General features: G+C 68.6%; 21 protein-coding genes. 7 read left to right on the top strand and 14 right to left on the bottom strand.

Annotation, left to right across the window (positions count from 1 at the left end; all coding sequences use genetic code 11):
• Window positions 1–85 precede the first annotated feature (85 nt).
• The 3 genes from vanH to vanX are packed head-to-tail and all read left to right on the top strand — an operon-like array spanning window position 86 to window position 2,746.
• Window positions 86–1,108, top strand: a complete 1,023-nt coding sequence (vanH, locus tag ABZ098_RS39765; protein WP_356598973.1) for a D-lactate dehydrogenase VanH — start codon at window positions 86–88, stop codon at window positions 1,106–1,108.
• Window positions 1,101–2,141: a D-alanine--(R)-lactate ligase gene (vanA, locus tag ABZ098_RS39760; protein WP_356598971.1), complete on the top strand. Its 1,041-nt coding sequence runs from the start codon at window positions 1,101–1,103 to the stop codon at window positions 2,139–2,141. The genes vanH and vanA overlap by 8 nt, the downstream gene beginning before the upstream one ends.
• The gene (gene vanX / locus ABZ098_RS39755; RefSeq protein WP_356598969.1) at window positions 2,138–2,746 is read left to right on the top strand and encodes a D-Ala-D-Ala dipeptidase VanX; all 609 of its coding nucleotides are present in this window, start codon (window positions 2,138–2,140) and stop codon (window positions 2,744–2,746) included. The genes vanA and vanX overlap by 4 nt, the downstream gene beginning before the upstream one ends.
• A gap of 145 nt (window positions 2,747–2,891) precedes the next feature.
• Here the strand turns inward: vanX and ABZ098_RS39750 are convergent, their stop codons facing one another.
• The 6 genes from ABZ098_RS39750 to ABZ098_RS39725 form a co-directional block, all read right to left on the bottom strand.
• A complete protein-coding gene (locus ABZ098_RS39750; protein ID WP_356598967.1) occupies window positions 2,892–4,109 on the bottom strand; it encodes an acyl-CoA dehydrogenase family protein in 1,218 nt (405 codons plus the stop codon).
• Between the two features lies 1 nt (window position 4,110).
• The gene (locus ABZ098_RS39745) at window positions 4,111–5,085 is read right to left on the bottom strand and encodes a 3-hydroxyacyl-CoA dehydrogenase NAD-binding domain-containing protein (protein ID WP_356598965.1); all 975 of its coding nucleotides are present in this window, start codon (window positions 5,083–5,085) and stop codon (window positions 4,111–4,113) included.
• Window positions 5,082–5,831, bottom strand: a complete 750-nt coding sequence (locus ABZ098_RS39740; RefSeq protein ID WP_356598963.1) for an acetoacetate decarboxylase — start codon at window positions 5,829–5,831, stop codon at window positions 5,082–5,084. The genes ABZ098_RS39745 and ABZ098_RS39740 overlap by 4 nt, the downstream gene beginning before the upstream one ends.
• Window positions 5,832–5,836: 5 nt before the next feature.
• A complete protein-coding gene (locus ABZ098_RS39735) occupies window positions 5,837–6,613 on the bottom strand; it encodes a crotonase/enoyl-CoA hydratase family protein (protein ID WP_356598961.1) in 777 nt (258 codons plus the stop codon).
• Between the two features lie 84 nt (window positions 6,614–6,697).
• Window positions 6,698–7,867 carry a CoA transferase gene (locus ABZ098_RS39730; protein WP_356598959.1) on the bottom strand — a complete coding sequence of 390 codons (1,170 nt, stop codon included), beginning with the start codon at window positions 7,865–7,867 and terminating at the stop codon, window positions 6,698–6,700.
• A 154-nt stretch (window positions 7,868–8,021) separates the two neighbouring features.
• Window positions 8,022–8,933: a LysR family transcriptional regulator gene (locus ABZ098_RS39725; protein WP_356598957.1), complete on the bottom strand. Its 912-nt coding sequence runs from the start codon at window positions 8,931–8,933 to the stop codon at window positions 8,022–8,024.
• A 242-nt stretch (window positions 8,934–9,175) separates the two neighbouring features.
• On the opposite strand from ABZ098_RS39725, the gene ABZ098_RS39720 reads away from it, so the two are divergent.
• Window positions 9,176–9,712 carry an AAA family ATPase gene (locus tag ABZ098_RS39720; protein ID WP_356598955.1) on the top strand — a complete coding sequence of 179 codons (537 nt, stop codon included), beginning with the start codon at window positions 9,176–9,178 and terminating at the stop codon, window positions 9,710–9,712.
• 141 nt (window positions 9,713–9,853) lie between these two features.
• Window positions 9,854–10,291 (top strand): glutaredoxin domain-containing protein, encoded by a 438-nt coding sequence (locus ABZ098_RS39715; protein WP_356599007.1) that lies wholly within the window; start codon window positions 9,854–9,856, stop codon window positions 10,289–10,291.
• 269 nt (window positions 10,292–10,560) lie between these two features.
• On the opposite strand, the gene ABZ098_RS39710 is transcribed toward ABZ098_RS39715, so the two are convergent.
• The gene (locus ABZ098_RS39710) at window positions 10,561–11,331 is read right to left on the bottom strand and encodes an MBL fold metallo-hydrolase (protein ID WP_356598953.1); all 771 of its coding nucleotides are present in this window, start codon (window positions 11,329–11,331) and stop codon (window positions 10,561–10,563) included.
• 220 nt (window positions 11,332–11,551) lie between these two features.
• Window positions 11,552–12,034 carry an AraC family transcriptional regulator gene (locus ABZ098_RS39705; RefSeq protein ID WP_356598951.1) on the bottom strand — a complete coding sequence of 161 codons (483 nt, stop codon included), beginning with the start codon at window positions 12,032–12,034 and terminating at the stop codon, window positions 11,552–11,554.
• 282 nt (window positions 12,035–12,316) lie between these two features.
• On the opposite strand from ABZ098_RS39705, the gene ABZ098_RS39700 reads away from it, so the two are divergent.
• Window positions 12,317–12,700: an MmcQ/YjbR family DNA-binding protein gene (locus ABZ098_RS39700; RefSeq protein ID WP_356598949.1), complete on the top strand. Its 384-nt coding sequence runs from the start codon at window positions 12,317–12,319 to the stop codon at window positions 12,698–12,700.
• A gap of 97 nt (window positions 12,701–12,797) precedes the next feature.
• On the opposite strand, the gene ABZ098_RS39695 is transcribed toward ABZ098_RS39700, so the two are convergent.
• From ABZ098_RS39695 to ABZ098_RS39685, 3 genes are all read right to left on the bottom strand, one after another.
• The gene (locus tag ABZ098_RS39695; protein ID WP_356598947.1) at window positions 12,798–13,694 is read right to left on the bottom strand and encodes a phosphorothioated DNA-binding restriction endonuclease; all 897 of its coding nucleotides are present in this window, start codon (window positions 13,692–13,694) and stop codon (window positions 12,798–12,800) included.
• 353 nt (window positions 13,695–14,047) lie between these two features.
• Window positions 14,048–14,413 (bottom strand): DoxX family protein, encoded by a 366-nt coding sequence (locus ABZ098_RS39690; protein WP_356598945.1) that lies wholly within the window; start codon window positions 14,411–14,413, stop codon window positions 14,048–14,050.
• A gap of 85 nt (window positions 14,414–14,498) precedes the next feature.
• Window positions 14,499–15,005, bottom strand: a complete 507-nt coding sequence (locus ABZ098_RS39685) for a cupin domain-containing protein (protein WP_356598943.1) — start codon at window positions 15,003–15,005, stop codon at window positions 14,499–14,501.
• Between the two features lie 81 nt (window positions 15,006–15,086).
• On the opposite strand from ABZ098_RS39685, the gene ABZ098_RS39680 reads away from it, so the two are divergent.
• Window positions 15,087–15,938, top strand: coding sequence for a LysR substrate-binding domain-containing protein (locus ABZ098_RS39680; RefSeq protein ID WP_356598941.1), 852 nt, complete (start codon window positions 15,087–15,089; stop codon window positions 15,936–15,938).
• 147 nt (window positions 15,939–16,085) lie between these two features.
• On the opposite strand, the gene ABZ098_RS39675 is transcribed toward ABZ098_RS39680, so the two are convergent.
• The 3 genes from ABZ098_RS39675 to ABZ098_RS39665 all read right to left on the bottom strand — a co-directional run bounded on the left by ABZ098_RS39675 (window position 16,086) and on the right by ABZ098_RS39665 (window position 19,248).
• The gene (locus ABZ098_RS39675; protein ID WP_356598939.1) at window positions 16,086–17,018 is read right to left on the bottom strand and encodes an NAD-dependent protein deacetylase; all 933 of its coding nucleotides are present in this window, start codon (window positions 17,016–17,018) and stop codon (window positions 16,086–16,088) included.
• A gap of 121 nt (window positions 17,019–17,139) precedes the next feature.
• A complete protein-coding gene (locus ABZ098_RS39670) occupies window positions 17,140–17,787 on the bottom strand; it encodes an HAD family hydrolase (RefSeq protein ID WP_356598937.1) in 648 nt (215 codons plus the stop codon).
• Between the two features lie 207 nt (window positions 17,788–17,994).
• The gene (locus ABZ098_RS39665; protein WP_356598935.1) at window positions 17,995–19,248 is read right to left on the bottom strand and encodes an MFS transporter; all 1,254 of its coding nucleotides are present in this window, start codon (window positions 19,246–19,248) and stop codon (window positions 17,995–17,997) included.
• Window positions 19,249–19,266 lie beyond the last annotated feature (18 nt).

Raw genomic sequence — 19,266 nt, 5'->3', positions numbered from 1 at the left:
CTCGACGCTAGCGGCCTGTTGCATATCGTCGGCGTATCAAAAACCGCATACGCTCCGGCAACACCCGAGGGACTTGGCTGTCGGCATGACCAACAGCGAATCAACCCGAAAGGCGGCCGACCGTCCCCTGTCCCCGGCGGGACCGGAAATGGGTATCACCGTCTACGGATGCGGGCAGGACGAGGCCGCCCTGTTCCGGGAGACGGCACTCCGCTTCGGTGTCTCGCCTACCATCACGGAGGCAGCCGTATCCGAAGCCAATGCCGATCTGGCCGGGGGGAATCGGTGCGTCAGCGTAGGTCATAAGACCCGGATCACCAATTCCGTACTGAGCGCCCTAGGTCGAGTCGGCGTGACCTACATCTCCACGCGCAGCATCGGCTGCAACCACATCGATGTGGAATACGCGGCGAGCGTCGGCATCACAGTGGAGAACATCACCTACTCGCCGGACAGCGTGGCTGACTACACGCTGATGCTGATGCTGATGGCCGTACGGAACGCGAAGTCCACTGTCCGCCGTTCGGACCGCCACGACTACCGGTTGAACGAGGTGCGCGGGAAAGAACTGCGCGACCTGACGATCGGGGTCGTCGGAACAGGACGCATCGGTACGGCGGTCGTGACAAGACTGCGCGGCTTCGGCTGCCGGATACTTGCCTACGACCGTCGCCCCGAGCAGTCCGCCGACTACGTTTCGCTGGACGACTTGCTGCGGCTGAGCGACATGGTGACGCTCCACGCACCGCTCACCCCGGACACGCATCACCTCCTGGACCGCCGACGGATCCAGCGCATGAAGTGCGGCGCCTTCGTCGTCAATACCGGACGCGGTTCGCTGATCGACACCGAAGCCCTCGTTTCGGCGCTGGAAGGCGGTCGGCTGGGAGGTGCGGCGCTGGATGTCATCGAAGGTGAAGAAGGAATCTTCTACTCCGACTGCCGCAACAAGCACATCGAAAGCAAAGCGCTTCTGCGGCTGCAGGAGATGCCGAACGTGCTCATCACTCCGCACACCGCGTATTACACGGAGCACGCCCTGATCGACACGGTCGAGAACTCGATCGCCAACTGCCTGAAACACGAGAGAAGGAGTCAGCGTGGCTAGGCTGAAGCTCGGCATCATATTCGGTGGCTGCTCCGAGGAGCACCCGGTCTCCGTCAAGTCGGCGCGGGAGGTCGCGCGGAATCTCGACGTCGAGAAGTACGAGCCGTTCTATCTCGGGATCACCCAGCGCGGCGACTGGAGGCTCTGCGACGGGCCTGACGCGGACTGGGAGAAGGGCGACCACCGCCCGGCCGTGCTGTCACCGGACCGGGGTGTGCGCGGCCTGCTCGTCCTGGACCAGGGGCGGTACGAGACGATCACGTTGGACGTAGTGCTGCCGGTGCTGCACGGCACGCTGGGTGAGGACGGTGCGATACAGGGTCTCCTCGAACTCGCCGGCATCCCCTACGTCGGATGCGACATCCAGAGTTCCGCACTGTGCATGGACAAGTCACTCGCCTACCTCGTCGCCGCGAGCGCGGGAATTGCCACGCCGAACCACTGGACCGTCACGGCGGACGAGAACATCGATCCCGACCGGATCGCCTATCCCGTCTTCGTGAAGCCCGCGCGATCGGGGTCGTCCTTCGGCGTCACCAAGGTGTCCCTGAAGGAGGAACTGGTCAGTGCGGTGGAAACCGCCCGGAAGTACGACTCGAAAGTGCTGATCGAAGAGGCCGTGGTCGGCAGCGAGATCGGATGCGCCATCCTCGGGAACGGGACGGACCTGATCGCGGGGGACGTGGACCATATCGCCCTCTCCCACGGGTTCTTCAGGATCCACCAGGAGGACCAGCCCGAGACCGGATCCGACAACTCCGTAGCGATCGTCCCCGCCGACATCCCGGAAGAGTCGCGATCGCTCGTCACGGAGAAGGCGAAGGCCGTCTACCGCGCTCTGGGATGCCGGGGACTGGCGCGGGTGGACATGTTCCTCACGGGGGACGGTTCCGTAGTCCTCAACGAGGTCAATACGTTTCCCGGGATGACCTCGTACAGCCGTTATCCGAGGATGATGGCGGCCGCGGATCTTCCGCTCACCGCAGTGATCGACCGACTGGTGTCGCTGGCACTCCTGTCGGACGTGCGATGAACGACGACTTCGCCTTCGTGGACGAACTCGTCCCCGGCATACGCTGGGATGCCAAGTACGCCACCTGGGACAATTTCACCGGCAAACCCGTGGACGGTTACCTGGTGAACCGCATCGTCGGCACGAAGGTCTTGTGCGCGGCCCTGGAAAAGGCACGGGACAAGGCCCGGTCCCTCGGCTTCGGCCTGCTGCTCTGGGACGGCTACCGTCCACAACGCGCCGTGGACTGCTTCGTGCGTTGGTCGCAACAGCCGGAGGACGGCCGGACAAAGGCACGGCACTATCCGAACATCGACAGGTCCGACATGTTCGAGAGGGGATACGTGGCCACCCTGTCGGGCCACAGCCGGGGCAGCACCGTCGACATGACGCTGTATCACCTGGACACCGGTGAACTGGCCTCCATGGGTGGTGGCCACGACCTGATGGATTCGCGCTCCCACCACGGCGCGACGGGGATCGGACAGACCGAAGCGCAAAATCGTGAACTGCTGCGTTCCCTCATGGAGGACTGCGGCTTCAGCTCGTACGCGTGTGAATGGTGGCATTACACGCTGAAAGGCGAGCCCTATCCGCACACCTACTTCGACTTCCCCATCGGGTAGGTCTCCGACCGTGGCGGACCGGCTGCGGCACGGGCTCGCCACTGGCCTCAGGCGGCGTCACGCAGAAGGCCCCGAGGCCTGTGGCCCCGGGGCGTCGATCTGCCGTTTCTTTCAAAGCCCTTCTACCGGCAGCGGATTGGCGTCGTCACACGAAGGCACTCTGCCCGGTGATCGACTTGCCGACGATCAGGGTGTTCATCTCGCGGGTGCCCTCGAAGGAGTAGATCGCCTCGGCGTCGGCGAAGAAACGGGGGATGTCGTGGTCCAGGAGGATGCCGTTGCCGCCGAAGATCTCACGGCTCCAGGCCACGACCTCCCGCATCCGCGAGGTGACGAACGCCTTGGCCAGGGAGGAGTGTTCGTCGCGGAAGATGCCCGCGTCCTGGAGCCGGGCGAGCTGCACGAGCATGCCCCAGGACGCGGTGATGTTGCCGAGGCTCTTGACCAGGAGATCCTGCACGAGCTGGAAACCGCCGATGGGCCGACCGAACTGCTGACGCTCGCGGGCGTAGTCCAGGGCCAGTTCGTAGGCGCCGGTCATGACGCCGAGAGCCTGCCAGGCCACCCCGGCGCGGGTCGCGCGCAGGATCTCGGCGACGTCGCGGAAGGAGTTGATGTTCTGGAGGCGGTTGGCCTCCGGGACGCGGACGTCGGTCAGGGTGATCTCGGCGTTCTCGACGATACGGAAGGCGAGCTTGTTCTCGATCTTCACCGGGTTGAATCCGGGCATGTCCTTCTCGACGACGAAGCCCTTGACGTGGTTGTCGTCCTCGTCCCGCGCCCAGACCACGACGTAGTCGGCGAAGGTGGCGTTGCCGATCCACTTCTTGGCACCGTTGAGGACCCAGGTGTCGCCCTCGCGCCGGGCGGTGGTGCGCATGCCGCCCGCGACGTCGGAGCCGCCGAGGGGTTCGGTCATCGCGAACGCGCCGATCTTGTCCATCGCGGCCATCGCCGGCAGCCAGCGGTCGCGCTGCTCCTGGTCGCCGCCGGAGTGGACGGAGTACATGGCCAGGCCGTTGTGGACGCCGAAGAAGGTGGACACCGAGGCGTCGGTACGGGCCATCTCCATGGCGAGCATGCCGGCGAGGAGGTTGCTCGCGGCGGGCTTGTGCTCGCCGTAGCCCTCGTAGGGGAGGCCGGCCAGGCCGCTGTCGCGGAACAGGGTGATGAGCTCCTTCGGGAACTCGCCCTTGGCCCAGTTGTCGTTGACCAGCGGCTTGACCTCGTCGCGCATGAGGGCGCGGGCCTTGAGGAGGATCTTGCGCTCGTCGTCCGGGAGCAGCGACTCGTAGTGGTAGAAGTCGGCGGTCAGTTCGTCGGCGACGGGGCCGGGGGTCGTGGGCTGCGTGGTGGTGGTCATCTCAGTTCTCCTCCTTCGGGGTGGTCGTCCCGGCGGGCCGGCCGACGCCGGCCAGTGCGTCCAGGACCGCCAACTGCTTGCGGTCGCGCGTCTCGGCGAGTTCCGAGTACGTGGAGGAGCCGTAAGCCTTCTCTACGGCTTCGATGAGCCGTTCCTGTCGGTCGGGGGTCGGCGCGGGGCGGCCGGGGTCGTCTCCCAGTGCCTGCATCGAGGCGCCGATGTGTGCGACGAGGTGCCGGTAGCCGCCGGGGCCGCCGCCCAGGTGCGAGCCGAGGAACGGCCCGACTGTGGCCCAGCGCAGGCCCAGGGAGTTGGTCACGACCTTGTCGAGGTCCTCGGGGGTCACCACGCCCTGCTCGACGAGGTACACCGCCTCGCGGCTGAGCGCGTTCTGCAGGCGGTTGCCGACGAAGCCGGGGATCTCCTTGCGCTCGACGACCGGAGTGCGGCCGACCGAGGTGTAGAAGTCGAGCGCGGCCTGTACCGCGTCCTCACTGGTGCGTTCGCCGGGGACGATCTCGACCAGGGGGAGCAGGTGCGGCGGGTTGAAGGGGTGGCCGATCAGGACGCGGGCGGCGTCCTCGTCCGCCAGCTCCCCCGTGAACGCGGTCGACGGGATCGCGGACGAGGAGCTGAGCAGCAGCGCGTGTGCGGGTGCCTCACGGGCCAGCGTGGCGAACAGGTCCTTCTTGAACTCGACGCGCTCCGGGCCGTTCTCCTGGACGACGTCCGCGTCCCGGACCGCCTCGGTCACGTCGGCCGCGATGTGCACCCGGTCGCCGAGACCGGTCACGTCAAGGCCGCGGGCGGCCAGGTGCGGGGCGTACTGCTCCAGGGCGTCGGCGACGGCCTCGGCGAGGTCCTCGCGCGGGTCGCTCACCCGGACGATCAGGCCGTACGCCGCGAACAGCGCCGTCCAGGACAGTCCGATGGTTCCGGCGCCGATGACGGCGGCCGTACGGAAGGGGCGGGTCATGAGGAAGCGCCTCCCTTCAGGTAGTCGTGGACCGGCTCGACGCCGTTCAGCGTCAGGTCGGTGAGGATGTGGCTGGCGGAGACGACCTCCAGCACCGGCAGGTCGGCCAGCGGGGCGAGCGCGTGCTGGAAGAGCTGGAGCCGGGCGGGGCCGGTCCAGGCCCCCTTGACCGTGAGGTCGGTGATGCGGGTGCGCACGAGTTCCTGCACGCGCGGCATGCCGTCGTAGCCGGGGATCGTCTTGAGCATGAACGTCGGCACGCCGATCTGTTCCTCGGCCTCGCGCCGGTCCAGCTCGTGGTGCTTGTAGCCCATGGTCGCCGTGGCGACCCGCAGCGAGCCGTGGTCGAGGGTGCCGACCAGCGCGCCGGAGTCGACGTACAGCGACGGGGAGCCGATCACCTTCGGGTAGGCGGACACCTCGCGGCCGGAGGCGGTCGCCGGGAAGTTGTCGAGGTACATGGCGTGCAGGTACTCGCCCCGCTCGCCCTCGAAGGTGACGGGGATCGCCTGGCCGGCCTCCGTGTAGGGGCCGTAGCCGCTGACATCGCCCATCTTCATGACCTCGAACCTGACCAACGGCTCGTCGACGCGCAGCGGTTCGGGGACGACGGCGCGCAGGGCGTCGGGATCGGTGCGGTAGACGATGTTGAGGTACTCGCGGTCGGTGAACCGCGGGACCATCGGCGCGTACGCGGGGCTGGTGAGCGGGGTGGTGACGTGCTGTCGTACGTCCTGTGCGCGCATGGTTCTCACCGCCCCGTCCAGCGCGGGGCGCGGCGTTCGGCGAAGGCGGTCATGCCCTCGCGTACGTCGTCCGAGGCCATCAGGGTCTTCATCTCGCCGCGCTGGAAGGCGAAGGCCTCGGCGTCGGGCGCACCGTCGGCGGCGCGGACGACGCGCTTGACCGCCGCCAGCGCCAACGGGGCGTTCTCCGCGAGCCGTTCGGCCAGCCGCAGGGCCTCGGCGACGGCCTGCCCCTTGGCGGTGACCCGGTTGGCCAGTCCCAACTCGCCGGCGCGGCGACCGTCGACGGGCTCGCCTGTCAGCAGCAGCTCCATGGCCAGGTGGTGCGGGACACGCTTGGGCAGACGGATCACGCCGCCGCCCGCGGCGATCAGGCCGCGCTTGACCTCGGGCAGGCCGAACCGGGCGTCCTCGGCCGCCACGATCAGGTCGCAGGCCAGGGCCAGTTCGAAGCCGCCGCCCATGGCGAAGCCCTCCACGGCGGCGATGAGCGGCTTGGTGGGCTCGGCCTCGGTCAGGCCGCCGAATCCGCGGCCCTCGACCTCGGGGGACTCTCCGCGCAGCGCGGCCTTGAGGTCCATACCGGCGCTGAACGTGCCGCCCTCGCCGGTCAGGACGCCGGCCCGCAGGGTCGGGTCGGCCTCCAGCTCGTCGAGTGCGCCGGCCAGGGCGGTGGCGACCGCGGCGTTCACGGCGTTGCGGGCCTCGGGGCGGTCGAGGGTGATCAGCAGGGTGGAACCGATGCGTTCGGTGCGTACGACGGGGGGTGTGGGAGTGTTCATGATGGTTCTCCTGTGACAGGTGACGCCTGACAGGTGACGTGTCATCCGCGAAGTCCGGCACGTGCGGCGTGTGCGGCGTGACGGTCAGCGGGCGGCGGCGTCGAGTTCGGCGAGGACGTCCTCGGTGTCCTGGCCCGCGACCGGCGCCAGGCGGCGGATCGAGCCGGGGGTGGCGGAGAAGCGCACCGGGATGCCGATGGTGCGGACCGTGCCCTCGGTGGGGTGCTCGACGCTGTCGAGCAGGTGGCCGTCGCGGACGTACGGGTCCTCGTGGGCGCGGTCCAGCTCCAGCACCGGGGCCATGGGGATGCTGTGCTTGGCGCACACCTGAGCCCACTCCTCGGTGGTCAGCGCCGGCGCGCAGGTCTCCAGGAGTGCAGCCAGGTCCTCGTGGTCCGCGCTGTCGATGGCGTCGCCGTTGACACGCGGGTCCTCGGCGAGGTCCGGACGTCCGGCCGCGGTGAGGAAGTCCCGGTAGTTCTGCGGGTTGTACGGCATGACACAGGCCAGGCCGTCCTTGGTGCGCACCGCCTTGTGGCCCTTGAGCATCGACAGCGCGAAGCCGGTGGGGCCGGTCTCGGGCACGTGGGTGTGACCCGCAAGGTGCTCGACCAGGTTGAACGCGATCAGCGTGTCCGTCATCGGGATCTCGACGAGCTGGCCCTGGCCGGTGCGGCCGCGGTGCAGCAGGGCGGCGAGGACGCTGTAGACGATGGTCAGCGAGGACACCTTGTCGCCGATGATGGTCGGCAGGTAGACGGGCTCGCCGAGCGCGCGGTCGGCGATGTCGACGAGGCCGGAGGCGGCCTGCACGGTCTCGTCGTAGGCGGCGTTGCCGGCCCGGTCGGAGTCGCTGCGGAATCCCTGCGCGTGGGCGTAGACCAGCGAGGGATTGCGGGCTGCGATGTCGTCGTAGGACAGGCCCAGGCGGTGCAGTGCGCCGGGCCGCATGTTGGTGATCAGTACGTCGGCGGTGTCGATCAGCTTGAGCGCCCGCTCGCGGTCCGTGTCGTCCTTGAGGTCGAGGGACACGCTGCGCTTGTTGCGGTTGACGTTGAGGTTCAGCGGGGTCATGCCCGGCGTGGTGCGGTAGTGGCCGACGCGGACGGTGTCGGCGGGCGACTCGATCTTGATCACGTCGGCGCCGAGGTCTCCGAGGATCTGGGCGGCGTAGGGACCCATCACCACGGTCGACAGGTCGATCACGCGGATGCCCTCAAGAGGGCCGGAGACGGTGTCTGCGAGGTCCGTCATGGCTTTCCTTCACTCCTTGGTTCGCGCTTTCCGTGTATCTGGAAACTAAGTTACAGCGAGGAGGGTCGGGGAGGAAAGCTCAGGGAATGACCGATAAACGAAAGGCGGTATGACCGCAGTGGTCATACCGCCTTGGGTGAAGGTTTTCAGCTGATTATGAGCGGAGCGGTTCGGCGAACACCTCGCGGGCCACGGCCACGACTTCGTCCAGGTCGCCGCCCTGCGCGCGGTCCTTGCGCCAGATCAACCCGGTTTCCAGTCGGGGATGGAAATCCGAGAACGGCAGAACGGTGACATTGTCAAGATGGTAATTCTGGACGGGGCTTCTGGGGTCCAGCATGGAAACGGAGAATGCCAGTCCGCTGGACACTATCTCGGAAATTCCTTCGAACGCGGCACTATTGATTTCGATACGCTTTTTGATGCCGAGTTCGGACAGCTGCTGATCGAGTGCGCGGAAGTACGCGTTGGTGACGGCCGTGGGGGAGACGACGTAGGCGAGTTCGGTCAGCTCCGTGAGGGCGACGGAGTCGCGCCCGGCGAACCGGTCCTTGGGGACGACCGCGCCGAGCTGTTCCGACATCACCGGCAGCAGCTCCAGCGCCGGGTCACCGCCTGCCGGGAGGCGGGCCAGGGTCAGCGCCAGTCTGCCGTCGCAGACGGCGTCGACGAGCCGGTCGGTACCGCCCGGCCAGCGCTTGATCTCGTACCGCTCGTGCACCCGCTCGGCCAGGGCGTCCATCCGCTCCCGCAGATCCGGATGGACGCCGCTGGGCACACCCAGCAGCAGGGTGGCCCGCCGCGGCCGGGCCGTCTCGTCCAGGCGCCACTGGATGGAGTCGACCTGCTCCAGCACGCCCCGCGCGATCGGCAGCAGGGCGTTGCCGGCCTGAGTGAGGGTCACACGGTGGGTGTCGCGGTCGAACAACCGGTGTCCGAGCTCGTTTTCGAGATCCTTGATCCGTCTGCTCAGTGGGGAGGCCGCCATGTGCAGTTTGCGGGCCGCCATGGAGAAGTTCAGTTCCTGGGCGACAGCGACGAAGTAACGCAGATGCAGGAGTTCCACGGTGCCCACCGTAGAGGGCCGATCGGCGGGGGTGATCAAGGCCCGTGGGCGTGAAGCCTGCCCGCTGACTTCCGGCAGCAAAGCGATGCGCTACTCCGACTGACTGACATCGACCTCTGACGTCGCCATCTGACAGGTGGGCTCAGGCGGTGCAGGAGCAGGCAGCCGCTCGGTAGAAGACGCCTGGCCTGAACGCGGCGACAGCTTGGCCGGCCCGTTGTGGTCATGTCTACGCTGACGACGTGACAGTGGTGTGGGTGACGGGCAATTCAGGGACTGGCAAGTCCACGGTCTGCGGGGTGTTGCGAACGCGTGGCTACGTCGCGGCAGACGCCGACGAGGACGGCTTCTGTCGCTGGATCGACCGGGCCAAGGGCGAGATCATCACGGATCCTCCGTATCCGGTTCCCGAGGGCTGGCTCGATCGATATGGGTGGGTGATCGTGCGTGAGCCCGTTGAGACCCTCGTCGAGGAGTCCCGTTCCCGAATCGCGTTCTTGTGCGGGTCGGCGGAGAACGAGGCGGACGTCCGCGATCTGTTCGACGTCACCGTGTGCCTGGTGATCGACGAGGACACCCTCCGCCACCGGCTCGCGACCCGCACCACGAACCCGTTCGGTCAACATCCAGAAGAGCTCGCAGCGGCCCTGAAGTGGAACCCTCGGATGCGAGCGATGTACGAGAGCCTTGGCGCGGCGATCATCGATGCTTCCAAGCCGGTGACCGAGGTGGTGGACAGGGTGATCGACGCAGCGAAGGAGCTGACAGGTGGTGCGTAGGTCGAGGTCCGTTCCGCGCTGTCGGGAGGGGCAAGCGGCGGCAGGCCGTGCCGAGGCAAGTCCCGCTGGCGGGCGGTGCGACTCTGGTGGAGCAGCGCTCAATTCGTGGCCCCTTTTGCCTCATCGCTGGTTTTCGTCCTCATGACACGCCGTTGGATCCTGCCGATCCTGCTGATGCTCTGCGGCTCAGTCCTCGCGGCCGGGCTGGCCGTCAGGGGGACCCTCGGCGCAGCCGCCGCGGTCCTGGTGGTCTTTGTACTGCTCGGATGCGTGCACTCACCTCTGATTTTCCCGAAATCGACCAGTGCGCGGGAGGCACAACGCCGTAGTGCGGTCGACGGCCGACCGGTCGTCTTCTGGCGACCCGGCTGCAAATACTGCATGCGACTGCGCATTCGGTTGGGCGGCAGCGTTCGCCAGATGCACTGGGTCGACATCTGGCGGGACCCGGCTGGAGCGGCAGCGGTGAGGGCGGTCAACGACGGCAACGAGACCGTGCCGACCGTCATGGTGGCTGGCCAGCCTTACACCAACCCCGATCCTGAATGGGTGCGCGCGCAACTCTCCCGTGCCCCGTGATCGGGGCGCAGACGCCGGTGCCGTCCGCTGTGGCCGGTCAAGGCCGCGGCTCCGGTGCCCGACTGCTCGATGCCATGGACCTCGTGCGGCGTGCGGCGTGCGTCGAAGTGCTGTCCGGACTCGCCAGTCCCTCGCACATCGGGGCTGAGGAACTGGGCTACGGCATGAGTGTGTGACCACGCGTAACCGCCGGGCAGGCTGCCGAACGTTTGGTTGAAGGGCCTGACAGATCCACGTGGGCCGCCAGGGGCCCGAGCCGCAAGGGGCGGCTACCGCCCGCCCCTTCGTACCTGCTCCAGGTTCGACCGGTGGGGGCCGTAGAGCCAGTCCGCATGCGGTCCCAGACGGGCGTCGGCCGGTTCCTCTCCTCGCTGGAGCGCGGCGATGTAGGAATGATCGGCTGCTAGGCGAGCCGCCACCTCGGCACCCTGCGCTACGGCGCCATGGCCGGGGACCACGACGTCGACGTGCTTGGCGGCCTCGTCCAGTCGGTCGAGTGCCGCCTCGTAGGCCCCCAGCTGATCGTCCTGGCGGATGTCGAAGAGTGGGATCAGTACGTCGGAGAGCATGTCGCCGGCGAGCAGGACACCACGGTCGGCGAGGAGGATTGCCGCGTGGCCGACAGCGTGCGCCTGATGCTTGATGATCTCACCTGGCACCGGTACGCCGTCCGAGGGCAGCGGGGTGAGGAGCCCGATCAGTTCGAGAGGGACGCCGGACGCGCTCTCCGCCGCCATCGCCTGCGCCCGCTCCCTGGCGTCAGCGGCTACGCGAGCGGCGGCGGGGGTGGCATAGCGCGGCACGTCACCGAACCGGGGATGCCACAGCAGGTGATCCCAGTGGGGATGCGTACAGAACCCGGCGACCACCGGGATACCGAGCTGGTCCACGGCATCGGCCAGGTGATCCAACTCGGAGCCGTTGATGCCGGGATCGATCAGGATCAACCCGTCGTCCCCGCGCACCACGACGGAATTGCTCCAGACCCACTCGCTCTGCCGGACCCAGACACCGTCCGCCACCTGAATCAACTTGCCCATTGCCACTCCCGTCGGCCGGTCGGTCGGTCAGAGTGATGAGACTGCTTTGCCCAGGGAAACTCATCGGTGCAGGCGTGGTGGATTCGATGTCGGCGTGGAGGCGAGAGGGCGGCTCGTCGCGGGCGGGGGACTGGTCTCCGTGTCTCCGATCGCCGATCACCTACTGCTCCAGGCGAGCCGTACCGATCCGCCGACTGAGGCCATCAGTGGCAGCGGGCGCTCACCTGTCCGGTGTCGACGGCCGGGTCGCGTAGGCCGCGGGTGTGAAGCCCGTGTGCCGGCGGAAGAAGCGGCCGAAGTCGGCGGCGTCGGTGAAGCCGAGGTGGGCGGTGACGGCATGGGCGGTCCACTGGGCGTGGTCGAGGAGGCGGCGGGCTTCTAGGAGTCGCCGTTCGTCGATGACCTCGCGTGCTCCCTTGCCGGTGGCGGCCCGGACGGCGCGGCTGAGGGTGCGTACCGAGCAGCCGAGAAGCCGGGCGTAGTCCTCGACGCGGTGCAGCTCGCGGAAGTTCGACTCCAGGGCGTTCACGAAGCGTTCGTACGTGGGGTGGCGCCCGGCGCCGGCCGGGGCCGAGTGGGCGAGGCGGAGCAGCAGGCTCTCGAGGAGGCGGCAGCGCAGGGCGTGGTGGACCGGGAGCGGGCGGCGTCCCAAAGCGCGGTGCTCGTCGAGGAGCTGGAGCGCTGTCTGCTCCAGCCACGGCACGTCGTGGGGGTGCGGGGTCAGGACGGCGGAGGCGCTGCGTGCGGCGAGGGGGGCAGCAGACGGGCGGTGTCGGGGCGGAGCACTTCCGGCTCGAACAGGATGAACGGCCCGCGGGCGGTACGGGGATCGTGCCAGAACTGCACGTGCCCCCCCGCACGTCGCCCTGGCTCGGGCCTCGGTGAGTGTCGTCTGCTGACCATGATGTGTCCGCATCCAACCGTCCGAATCGTCGATCCCGAGGAAAGGATGGGGGCACCCCCGCGAACGAAGGAGCTCACCTCCATGGACGGAACAATGCTGCTCAAGACCGCGGCCGACCGCGCCGAGGAACTGCCGGGAAGCGGCCTGGAGCATCCCTTCGGACCCGACTGGGAGGTCTACAAGGTGCGCGGCAAGGTCTTCATGTTGATGACCGAGGTGCCCGGCCGTCCCGTCGTGATCCTCAAGTCGGACCCGGGTGAGGCCAAGGCCCTGCGCGAGGAGAACGCGGACATCACCCCCGGCTACCACATGAACAAGAAGCACTGGATCACGCTGGAGGGCGGGGACGCGATCGACCATGGACTGGTCGAGGAGCTCGTGACCGAGTCGTACCGACTTGTGGTCGCCCAACTCCCCAAATCCCAGCAGCCTGTTGATCCGCACACCTACGGCCGACGCGCTTGACTCCGGTCGTGTCACCGGGGCGGTCCGGTCGCAACCGAGACGAAGGATGACGCCAAACGCCAAACGCCAAACGCCGAACGCCGAACGCCGACCTGAGTCAGGCGCTGCTGGCAGGGCGTGGTGTGCCGTGGAAGACCTGGGCGGTGTGCCAGGCGAGATGGTCGGCCGCGACAGGCCGTACGCCGGGCTGCGGTCCGACCAGCGGGCGTCCTGCCAGTGAGACGACCTGCTCGCGAGCAGCGGTGCTGTGGCCGACGAAGCGCTGTGAGACCAGGATGCGGTGGTCGTCGGCGACTCCTAGAACGCCCTTGTCGAAGAGTTTGTGGTGCAGCGAGCACAGGCACAGACCGTTGTCCACGTCGTCCGGGCCGCCGAACGCCCACCAGCGGACGTGCGCGGCTTCCAGGCCGACCGGAACCGTGCTGATCCTGCCGTCGTAGCCGCAGAAGGCACACCGGTACTCGTAGGCAGTCAGGATGATGTCCCGCATGCGCCGGTCCCGTTGCCGCCTTCGCACGGACGGGAGTTGCTCGGTCTGCGTCGCCTCCGCTTCCAGACCGACGGCTTCGCGCAACTCTGCGTGCAGCGAGGGCGGGAAGTGCAGGTCGAGTAGTAACTGGGCTATCTGGCCGAGCAGTTCGGGTTTGCCGTCCAGCGCGGTTCTGAGATCCGGCGCAAGCCGTCCTGTGGCTCCGGTCTGGCGGAGATCTCGCACCCCGCTGCCGGGGCTACCAGGGCCGCGGTCCGTCCGCACCTCCCACACCCCGTCGCTCACCAGATGGTGGAACGGGTACGCGGGGGACGTCTTGTTCGGCGGCCCGTACTCGGTCAGCAGCCGCTGGAGATCCTCCTCCACCGCCGTGTACCGCAGTGCGCTGCCCGCGTCCTCTTGGTACCGGCCGAGGGCGTACAGCAGGAGCAGAGGCTTGTGCGGAGCCCGTGTGCCGTTCCTGGTCCACTGTCTCAGCCTCGCGAGGCGCTCGAGCCAATCCATGGCAGGTGATCGTAGTGATGGTTACGCCCCTTACTGCCAGCGGCTCAGTATCGATGCCCTGCGTTGTCGCTCGGTGCCCGGAACAGAGAAGTGCGACAGGTGAATTGAGTTGATATCGCCCTGTGATGGCGAGGTCGCCGTCGCCGTCGAAGGCGTCGTGCGCTCAGAGCGATCGAGGTGGGGTGGGGGCGCTGCGCGCGGGACGTCTTCGGGAGGGGACAGGATGGTGTGGGCCGGGGCCTCTGACGTCCTGCCCGTGGGCGGTCGATCGGTCAGGGGCCCGGCCGGGAAGCCGCCTGGAAGAAGACGGCCTGGTCGGCGAAGAAGGCGCCGAACTGCGCGGTGCGCAGGCATCACGTCGGCCCCGTCATGGCCAGCCAGATGGCCACGGCCGCGGTGGCGATGAGCGCGAGGTTGAGTGTGATCCGGCGGTCTTCGCCCGTCAGGTGGACGGTGATCGCACCGATCTGCAGGAGCATGAAGCCGATGGCCGCGGTCGGCGCCAGAGAGGGAGCGATGCCGGTCAGCGGCGGCAGGATCAGTCCGATCGCGCCGAGGAGTTCAACCGTTCCCAGGGCTCGTACGATGGGCAGTGGCATGCGGTCGACCCAGGCCATCATCGGTCGGAGTTGATCGCGACTGCGGATCACCTTCAGGGCACCCGAGTAGAAGTAGAAGAGGGCGAGAAGTCCCGCGACGATCCAATAGGCGATGTTCATGGTTCCCGTTCATGGTGTCTGTTCAGGGACGGCCGGCGTCCGGAGCCGTCGGACAGGGGACCACCGGGCCGGACGTCCCTCGGCGTCAGGCCGGCTTGGTGGCGGGCTCGGTGGCGGGCTGAGTCCCATAGCGGCTCATCGCATCGATGTTGGCCCGTGGTGTCAGTGGCCGCCCTTCGGCAAGCATGTCCTGGAGGTCGCGGAAGTACTGCACGTACAGGTCGGGAGTGAACGTGCTGAGCATGACGGCCGGTTCGTCACTCACGTTGGCGAAGGTGTGTGGGGTACCGGGCGGAACCATCACGAGCGTGCCCGTGGTGGCGTCGTGGTCCTCGTCCCCGACGGTGAACCGTACGGTGCCGGAGAGGATGTAGAAGCCCTCGTCGTGCCGGGCGTGGCGGTGCTGGGGCGGCCCCTGCGTGTGCGGGGCGAGGACGGACTCGGCGATCGCGAGGCGGTGCCCGGTGTGGCTGCCGTCCTCCAGAACGCGCATGCGCGTGGTGCCGAGAACGATCGTCTCGCCGCCGCCGGGACCCACCACCGATACGGCGGAGGCGGCCTGCGGCTCGCTGGTCTTGGCTGCTTCGGTCATGCTCACGAGTCCACCGCCGGCTCCCCGTCGGTGTCCAAGACCCATCCCGCAGCGCCGATACCTGATGGGTATGGTTGCAGCGTGGAGCTACGGACCTTGCGCTATTTCGTGGCGGTCGCCGAGGAACTCCACTTCGGCCGGGCCGCGAGCCGACTGCACATGAGCCAGCCGCCGCTGAGCCGGGCGATCAAGCAGTTGGAGACCGAGGTCGGGGCCCTGCTGTTCGTCCGCTCGCCTGCCGGTGTCACGCTCACGCCGGTGGGCACGGTGCTGCTCGACGAGGCGCGGGCGCTGCTCGAGCATGCCGACCGCCTCCGCGTACGCGTGAACGCGGCGGCCGGCCTCGCGACCCTCACCGTCGGCATCCTGGGGGACGGCACCGATCCGGGAGTGACCCGGCTGGCCGCCGCCTATCGTCGGCGCCATCCCGGCATCGACATCCGCGTCCGCGACGCCGATCTGACCGATCCGACGTGCGGGCTGCGCGCCGGACTGGTCGACGTCGCCCTGACCCGAGCGCCGTTCGACGAGACCGCATTGACGGTGCGTGTGCTGCGAGCCGATCCGGTCGGTGTGGTCCTGCGCGCCGACGATCCGTTGGCCCGCCGCGACCGGCTGCGGCTGGCCGAGCTCAGCGATCGCCGCTGGTTCCAGTTCCCTCTGGGCACCGACCCCCTCTGGCAGTCGTACTGGAACGGCGGCAGGCCGCGCGAGGGCCCCGTGGTGCGTGCCGTCCAGGAATGCCTGCAGGCCGTGCTGTGGAACGGCACGGTCGGTCTGGCCCCGCTCGGACACGACCTGCCCGCCGAGTTGGCCGTGGTGCCGCTGATCGACATGACGCCGAGCCGAGTGGTGGCGGTGTGGAACGAAGGGGACACCAACCCCTTGGTCCGATCCTTCATCGACATCGCGGCAGGCGCGTACCGCCACTGAGGATCTCCGGCAACCGGGGGCGCCGCAGCTCCGCCCCTCCAGGGTCGATGAGCCCCGATGCGCAGGCGGACCGGCCGCGGCCTCGGTTGCTCGCACCGTTCCGTCAGTGCCGGACGGCCCCGCGGGCCGCGTCGATGTGACGCGCCTTCAGGTCCTGCGCGCGGTGGCTTCGCTGTCCGGACCAAGGGCCGTCTGTCCGTCGGCAGCAAGGTTCAGCGCGTCCGCGACCGAGGAGAGGGCGGTGCCCAGCGGGAGGCTGACGCGGACGTGGGCGAGTTGGTCACCGCGCGTGGGATCCCGGTTGATGATGAGGACCCGCTTGTCCGCCTGAGCCGCTTGGCGGACGAATCTCAGTCCCGACATCACCGTGAGCGAGGAACCCAGAACCAGCAGGGATCTCGCCCCTCGGACCAGCTCGCGACAGAGCTCGATCCGCTGCGCGGGCACCGTCTCCCCGAAGAACACCACGTCGGGTTTGAGGATGCCGCCGCAGTCCGGGCACGGCACGACGCGGAAGTCGGCGACCTGCGCGTCGGAGAGGTCGGCGTCACCGTCGGGGTTGATGGCCGCGGCCACCGGCTGGAATCCCGCGTTGGCCTCTTCCAGCCGTACGGCGAGGTCACGGCGTGAGGTGAGGGCGCCGCAGGCCAGGCACCGGACCCTTGCCAGGCTCCCGTGCAGTTCTACGACCCCCTCCGCGCCGGCGGCCTGGTGCAGACCGTCGACGTTCTGGGTGATCACACCCGAGAGCAGTCCGTGCCGAGCGAACGCGGCGACGGCCTGGTGCCCGGCATTGGGACGGGCGCGGCCGAAGGTACGCCACCCGAGATGGCTGCGGGCCCAGTAGCGTCGCCGTGCCTGCGGGCTGGCCGTGAAGTCCTGGTACGTCATCGGCGTGTGCCGGCTCAGGCTTCCGCCCTCTCCCCGGTAGGCGGGGATCCCAGACTCCGTGGAGATGCCCGCCCCGGTGAGCACCAGCACACCGCCGGCGCCGAGCGCGTCGACCACCGGCTGGAGGTCGGTGGTGCCCGGGGGCAGGTCCGGGGGAGGGGTCCAGTGAAGGGTGGGGCGGGTCCGCATGCGTGCCAGGGTACGGAACCGGGCCCGTCTCGTCCTTAGCGCTGATCCGCGGGAGCCTGCCTCCCCCCTTGACCGGCGCAGGGGTGCGGGGGTGTGGGAGTGCCGGGGGTCGGCTCCAGGGCTATGCCGAGTCCTGGTCGAGCAGGTAACCGATGGCTTCGACGACGTCGTCGACCTTGTGGTGCGGGGTCACCAGTCCGTCGGGCCAGGGACGGCCGGTGACCCAGATGGTGCGAAGGCCGGCGTCATGGCCGCCGGCGATGTCGGTCTCCGGGTTGTCGCCGGTCATCCAGTCGCCGGGAGTGAGCTGCGTTCCGCATCGCGCGGCGGCCAGTTCGAAAAGTCGCGGGTCGGGTTTGCGTATGTCGATGTCACCGGAGGCGGCGATCCCGTCGATCAGGTCGGAGAGGCCGGTGGCGTGGATCTTGGCCCGCTGGATGTCGCTGGCGCCGTTCGTCGCGACACCGATGCTCCAGCCCGCCTCCTTGAGGCGCCCCAGGCTGTCGAGGACGGCGGGGCGGCAGTGCATCGAGGCCGCCATGCGGTCGATGTAGACGCGCCACAGGTGGTCGGCGCTCTCCTTGACGGGAAAGGCGGCGCGCAGCCGGTCGAAGTCAGCGCGCTCGGCGTGGTCGGCCAGCTCGGTCAGCAGCCACTGTTCGATCTCCGGGCCGTAGGCGTGGTCATGGCTCAGGGAGGTGATGGCATCGGCGAAGGCGCCGGTGCGATCGACCAGAGTGCCGTCCAGATCGAAGATCGCGAGTCTCACGATGATGGACCCTACTTGCCGGGGCGGGTGCCGGGTACGGGGCCGGTGAGCCGGCCGCGCATGCGACGTGCGGCGCGTCTGGCGTCAGCGGCGGCCCCGGACGACTGTCCCTGACGCTGCCGAGGCGCACGCCAGAGCCGTCTCAGGTGGCGCGTCCAGGTCGGCGTCCAGGCCCGCCATTCCCGGCCACACCCGGCGCCAGGCCCGTCAGACGTCCAGCGTCGTCGCAGGGGCGCGCTCGCGGGTGTCGGCGGCGGGCGCGATCAGGATGGCGGAGGCGACGAACACCAGAACCGCGACCATGGCCGTACGCAGCCCGTAGTGGTCCCCCAGGAAGCCGAGGGCCGGCGGTCCGACGAGGAACGCGACGTAGCCGATGATGGCGACCAGGGAGACGCGCGCGGTCTGGTCGGGGCCGGAGTCGCCGGCCGCCGACAGGGCCACCGGGAAGCCGAGAGAGGCGCCGAGTCCCCAGAAGAGGACGGAGGTCGCCGCTACGGCCACGTTGTCGGAGAAGATCACGAGGACGAGTCCGAGGGCACCGGAGAGGGCGCTCGTGCGCAGGACGGCGGCACGCCCGAAGCGGACGAGGAAGAACGTGCCGCAGAAGCGCCCCAGAGTCATCGCGGCGGCGAAACCGACATAGACGAGTGAGCCGGCGGTGGCGTCCAGGCCATGGCCGTCCACCATGAGCAGCGGCAGCCAGTCGTTGGCCGCTCCTTCGGCGAGAGCCATGGCCAGCACGATGGCGCCGATGAGGAGCAGTTTGCGGTCCTTCCAGACCTGCGGCGCGGCCTGCTCGGCAGGGCCGGCGGTCCGAGGCCGCGTGCTGAGCCCGACGCCCGTGGGCAGCGCGCGTGAGGCGTGGATCAGCATTCCTGTGGCGGCCAGTGTGATCCCGGCGAGGTGCCAGTGGACGGGGAATCCCGTAGCCGTGGCGGTCATCCCCGCCAGGGCGCCGACCACCGTGCCCAGGCTGAAGCAGCCGTGCAGTGTGGGCAGCACCGGTGTGCCGGTGATGTGTTCGACGTCGGCGCCGTCCACGTTGACCGCCACCTCGCCCGAGCCCATGCCCGCGCCGAACAGGAAGAGCCCGGCAGTGACCAGCGGGGCGGACGGAACGGCGCTGCCAACGCCGATGACGATCGTGCCCGAGATGATCAGAGCGGTGCCGAGTACGATCACCGGCCGGGTGCCGAGGCGTTCCACGAAGCGGCCGGAACACAGGATGCCGATCATCGATCCGACGGACAGGCCGAAAAGGATCAGCCCCATCTCCGCGGTGGACACGTCCAGTTGGTCCCGCACGTCCGGAGTGCGGGTGACCCAGGAGGACATGGCGATGCCCGGGAGGAAGAAGAAGAGGTACAGGGCTTGGCGGCGCCGGCGCACGGCGGGGTCTGTCAAGAGGAGGCTCCGCGGGGCTCGGAAGAATGGGCGGGCAGGCGGCGGGCCCCGCATCCATCGGATATGTACAAA

The sequence above is a fragment of the Streptomyces sp. NPDC006335 genome, assembly GCF_040612795.1.
In the GTDB taxonomy this organism is placed as follows: domain Bacteria; phylum Actinomycetota; class Actinomycetes; order Streptomycetales; family Streptomycetaceae; genus Streptomyces.
The sequence above is the reverse complement of the archived record's forward strand: the minus strand, read 5'-3'. Positions and strand labels throughout refer to the sequence as shown.

Coding starts and splice junctions, on each gene's coding strand:
- ABZ098_RS39735 (WP_356598961.1), bottom strand. CDS start 6,613: ATGAACACTCCCACACCCCCCGTCGTACGCACCGAACGCATCGGTTCC.
- ABZ098_RS39750 (WP_356598967.1), bottom strand. CDS start 4,109: ATGACCACCACCACGCAGCCCACGACCCCCGGCCCCGTCGCCGACGAA.
- ABZ098_RS39675 (WP_356598939.1), bottom strand. CDS start 17,018: ATGCGGACCCGCCCCACCCTTCACTGGACCCCTCCCCCGGACCTGCCC.
- vanH (WP_356598973.1), top strand. CDS start 86: ATGACCAACAGCGAATCAACCCGAAAGGCGGCCGACCGTCCCCTGTCC.
- ABZ098_RS39740 (WP_356598963.1), bottom strand. CDS start 5,831: ATGCGCGCACAGGACGTACGACAGCACGTCACCACCCCGCTCACCAGC.
- ABZ098_RS39665 (WP_356598935.1), bottom strand. CDS start 19,248: ATGCGGGGCCCGCCGCCTGCCCGCCCATTCTTCCGAGCCCCGCGGAGC.
- vanX (WP_356598969.1), top strand. CDS start 2,138: ATGAACGACGACTTCGCCTTCGTGGACGAACTCGTCCCCGGCATACGC.
- ABZ098_RS39690 (WP_356598945.1), bottom strand. CDS start 14,413: ATGAACATCGCCTATTGGATCGTCGCGGGACTTCTCGCCCTCTTCTAC.
- ABZ098_RS39715 (WP_356599007.1), top strand. CDS start 9,854: ATGACACGCCGTTGGATCCTGCCGATCCTGCTGATGCTCTGCGGCTCA.
- ABZ098_RS39695 (WP_356598947.1), bottom strand. CDS start 13,694: ATGGATTGGCTCGAGCGCCTCGCGAGGCTGAGACAGTGGACCAGGAAC.
- ABZ098_RS39700 (WP_356598949.1), top strand. CDS start 12,317: ATGGACGGAACAATGCTGCTCAAGACCGCGGCCGACCGCGCCGAGGAA.
- ABZ098_RS39685 (WP_356598943.1), bottom strand. CDS start 15,005: ATGACCGAAGCAGCCAAGACCAGCGAGCCGCAGGCCGCCTCCGCCGTA.
- ABZ098_RS39710 (WP_356598953.1), bottom strand. CDS start 11,331: ATGGGCAAGTTGATTCAGGTGGCGGACGGTGTCTGGGTCCGGCAGAGC.
- ABZ098_RS39730 (WP_356598959.1), bottom strand. CDS start 7,867: ATGACGGACCTCGCAGACACCGTCTCCGGCCCTCTTGAGGGCATCCGC.
- ABZ098_RS39745 (WP_356598965.1), bottom strand. CDS start 5,085: ATGACCCGCCCCTTCCGTACGGCCGCCGTCATCGGCGCCGGAACCATC.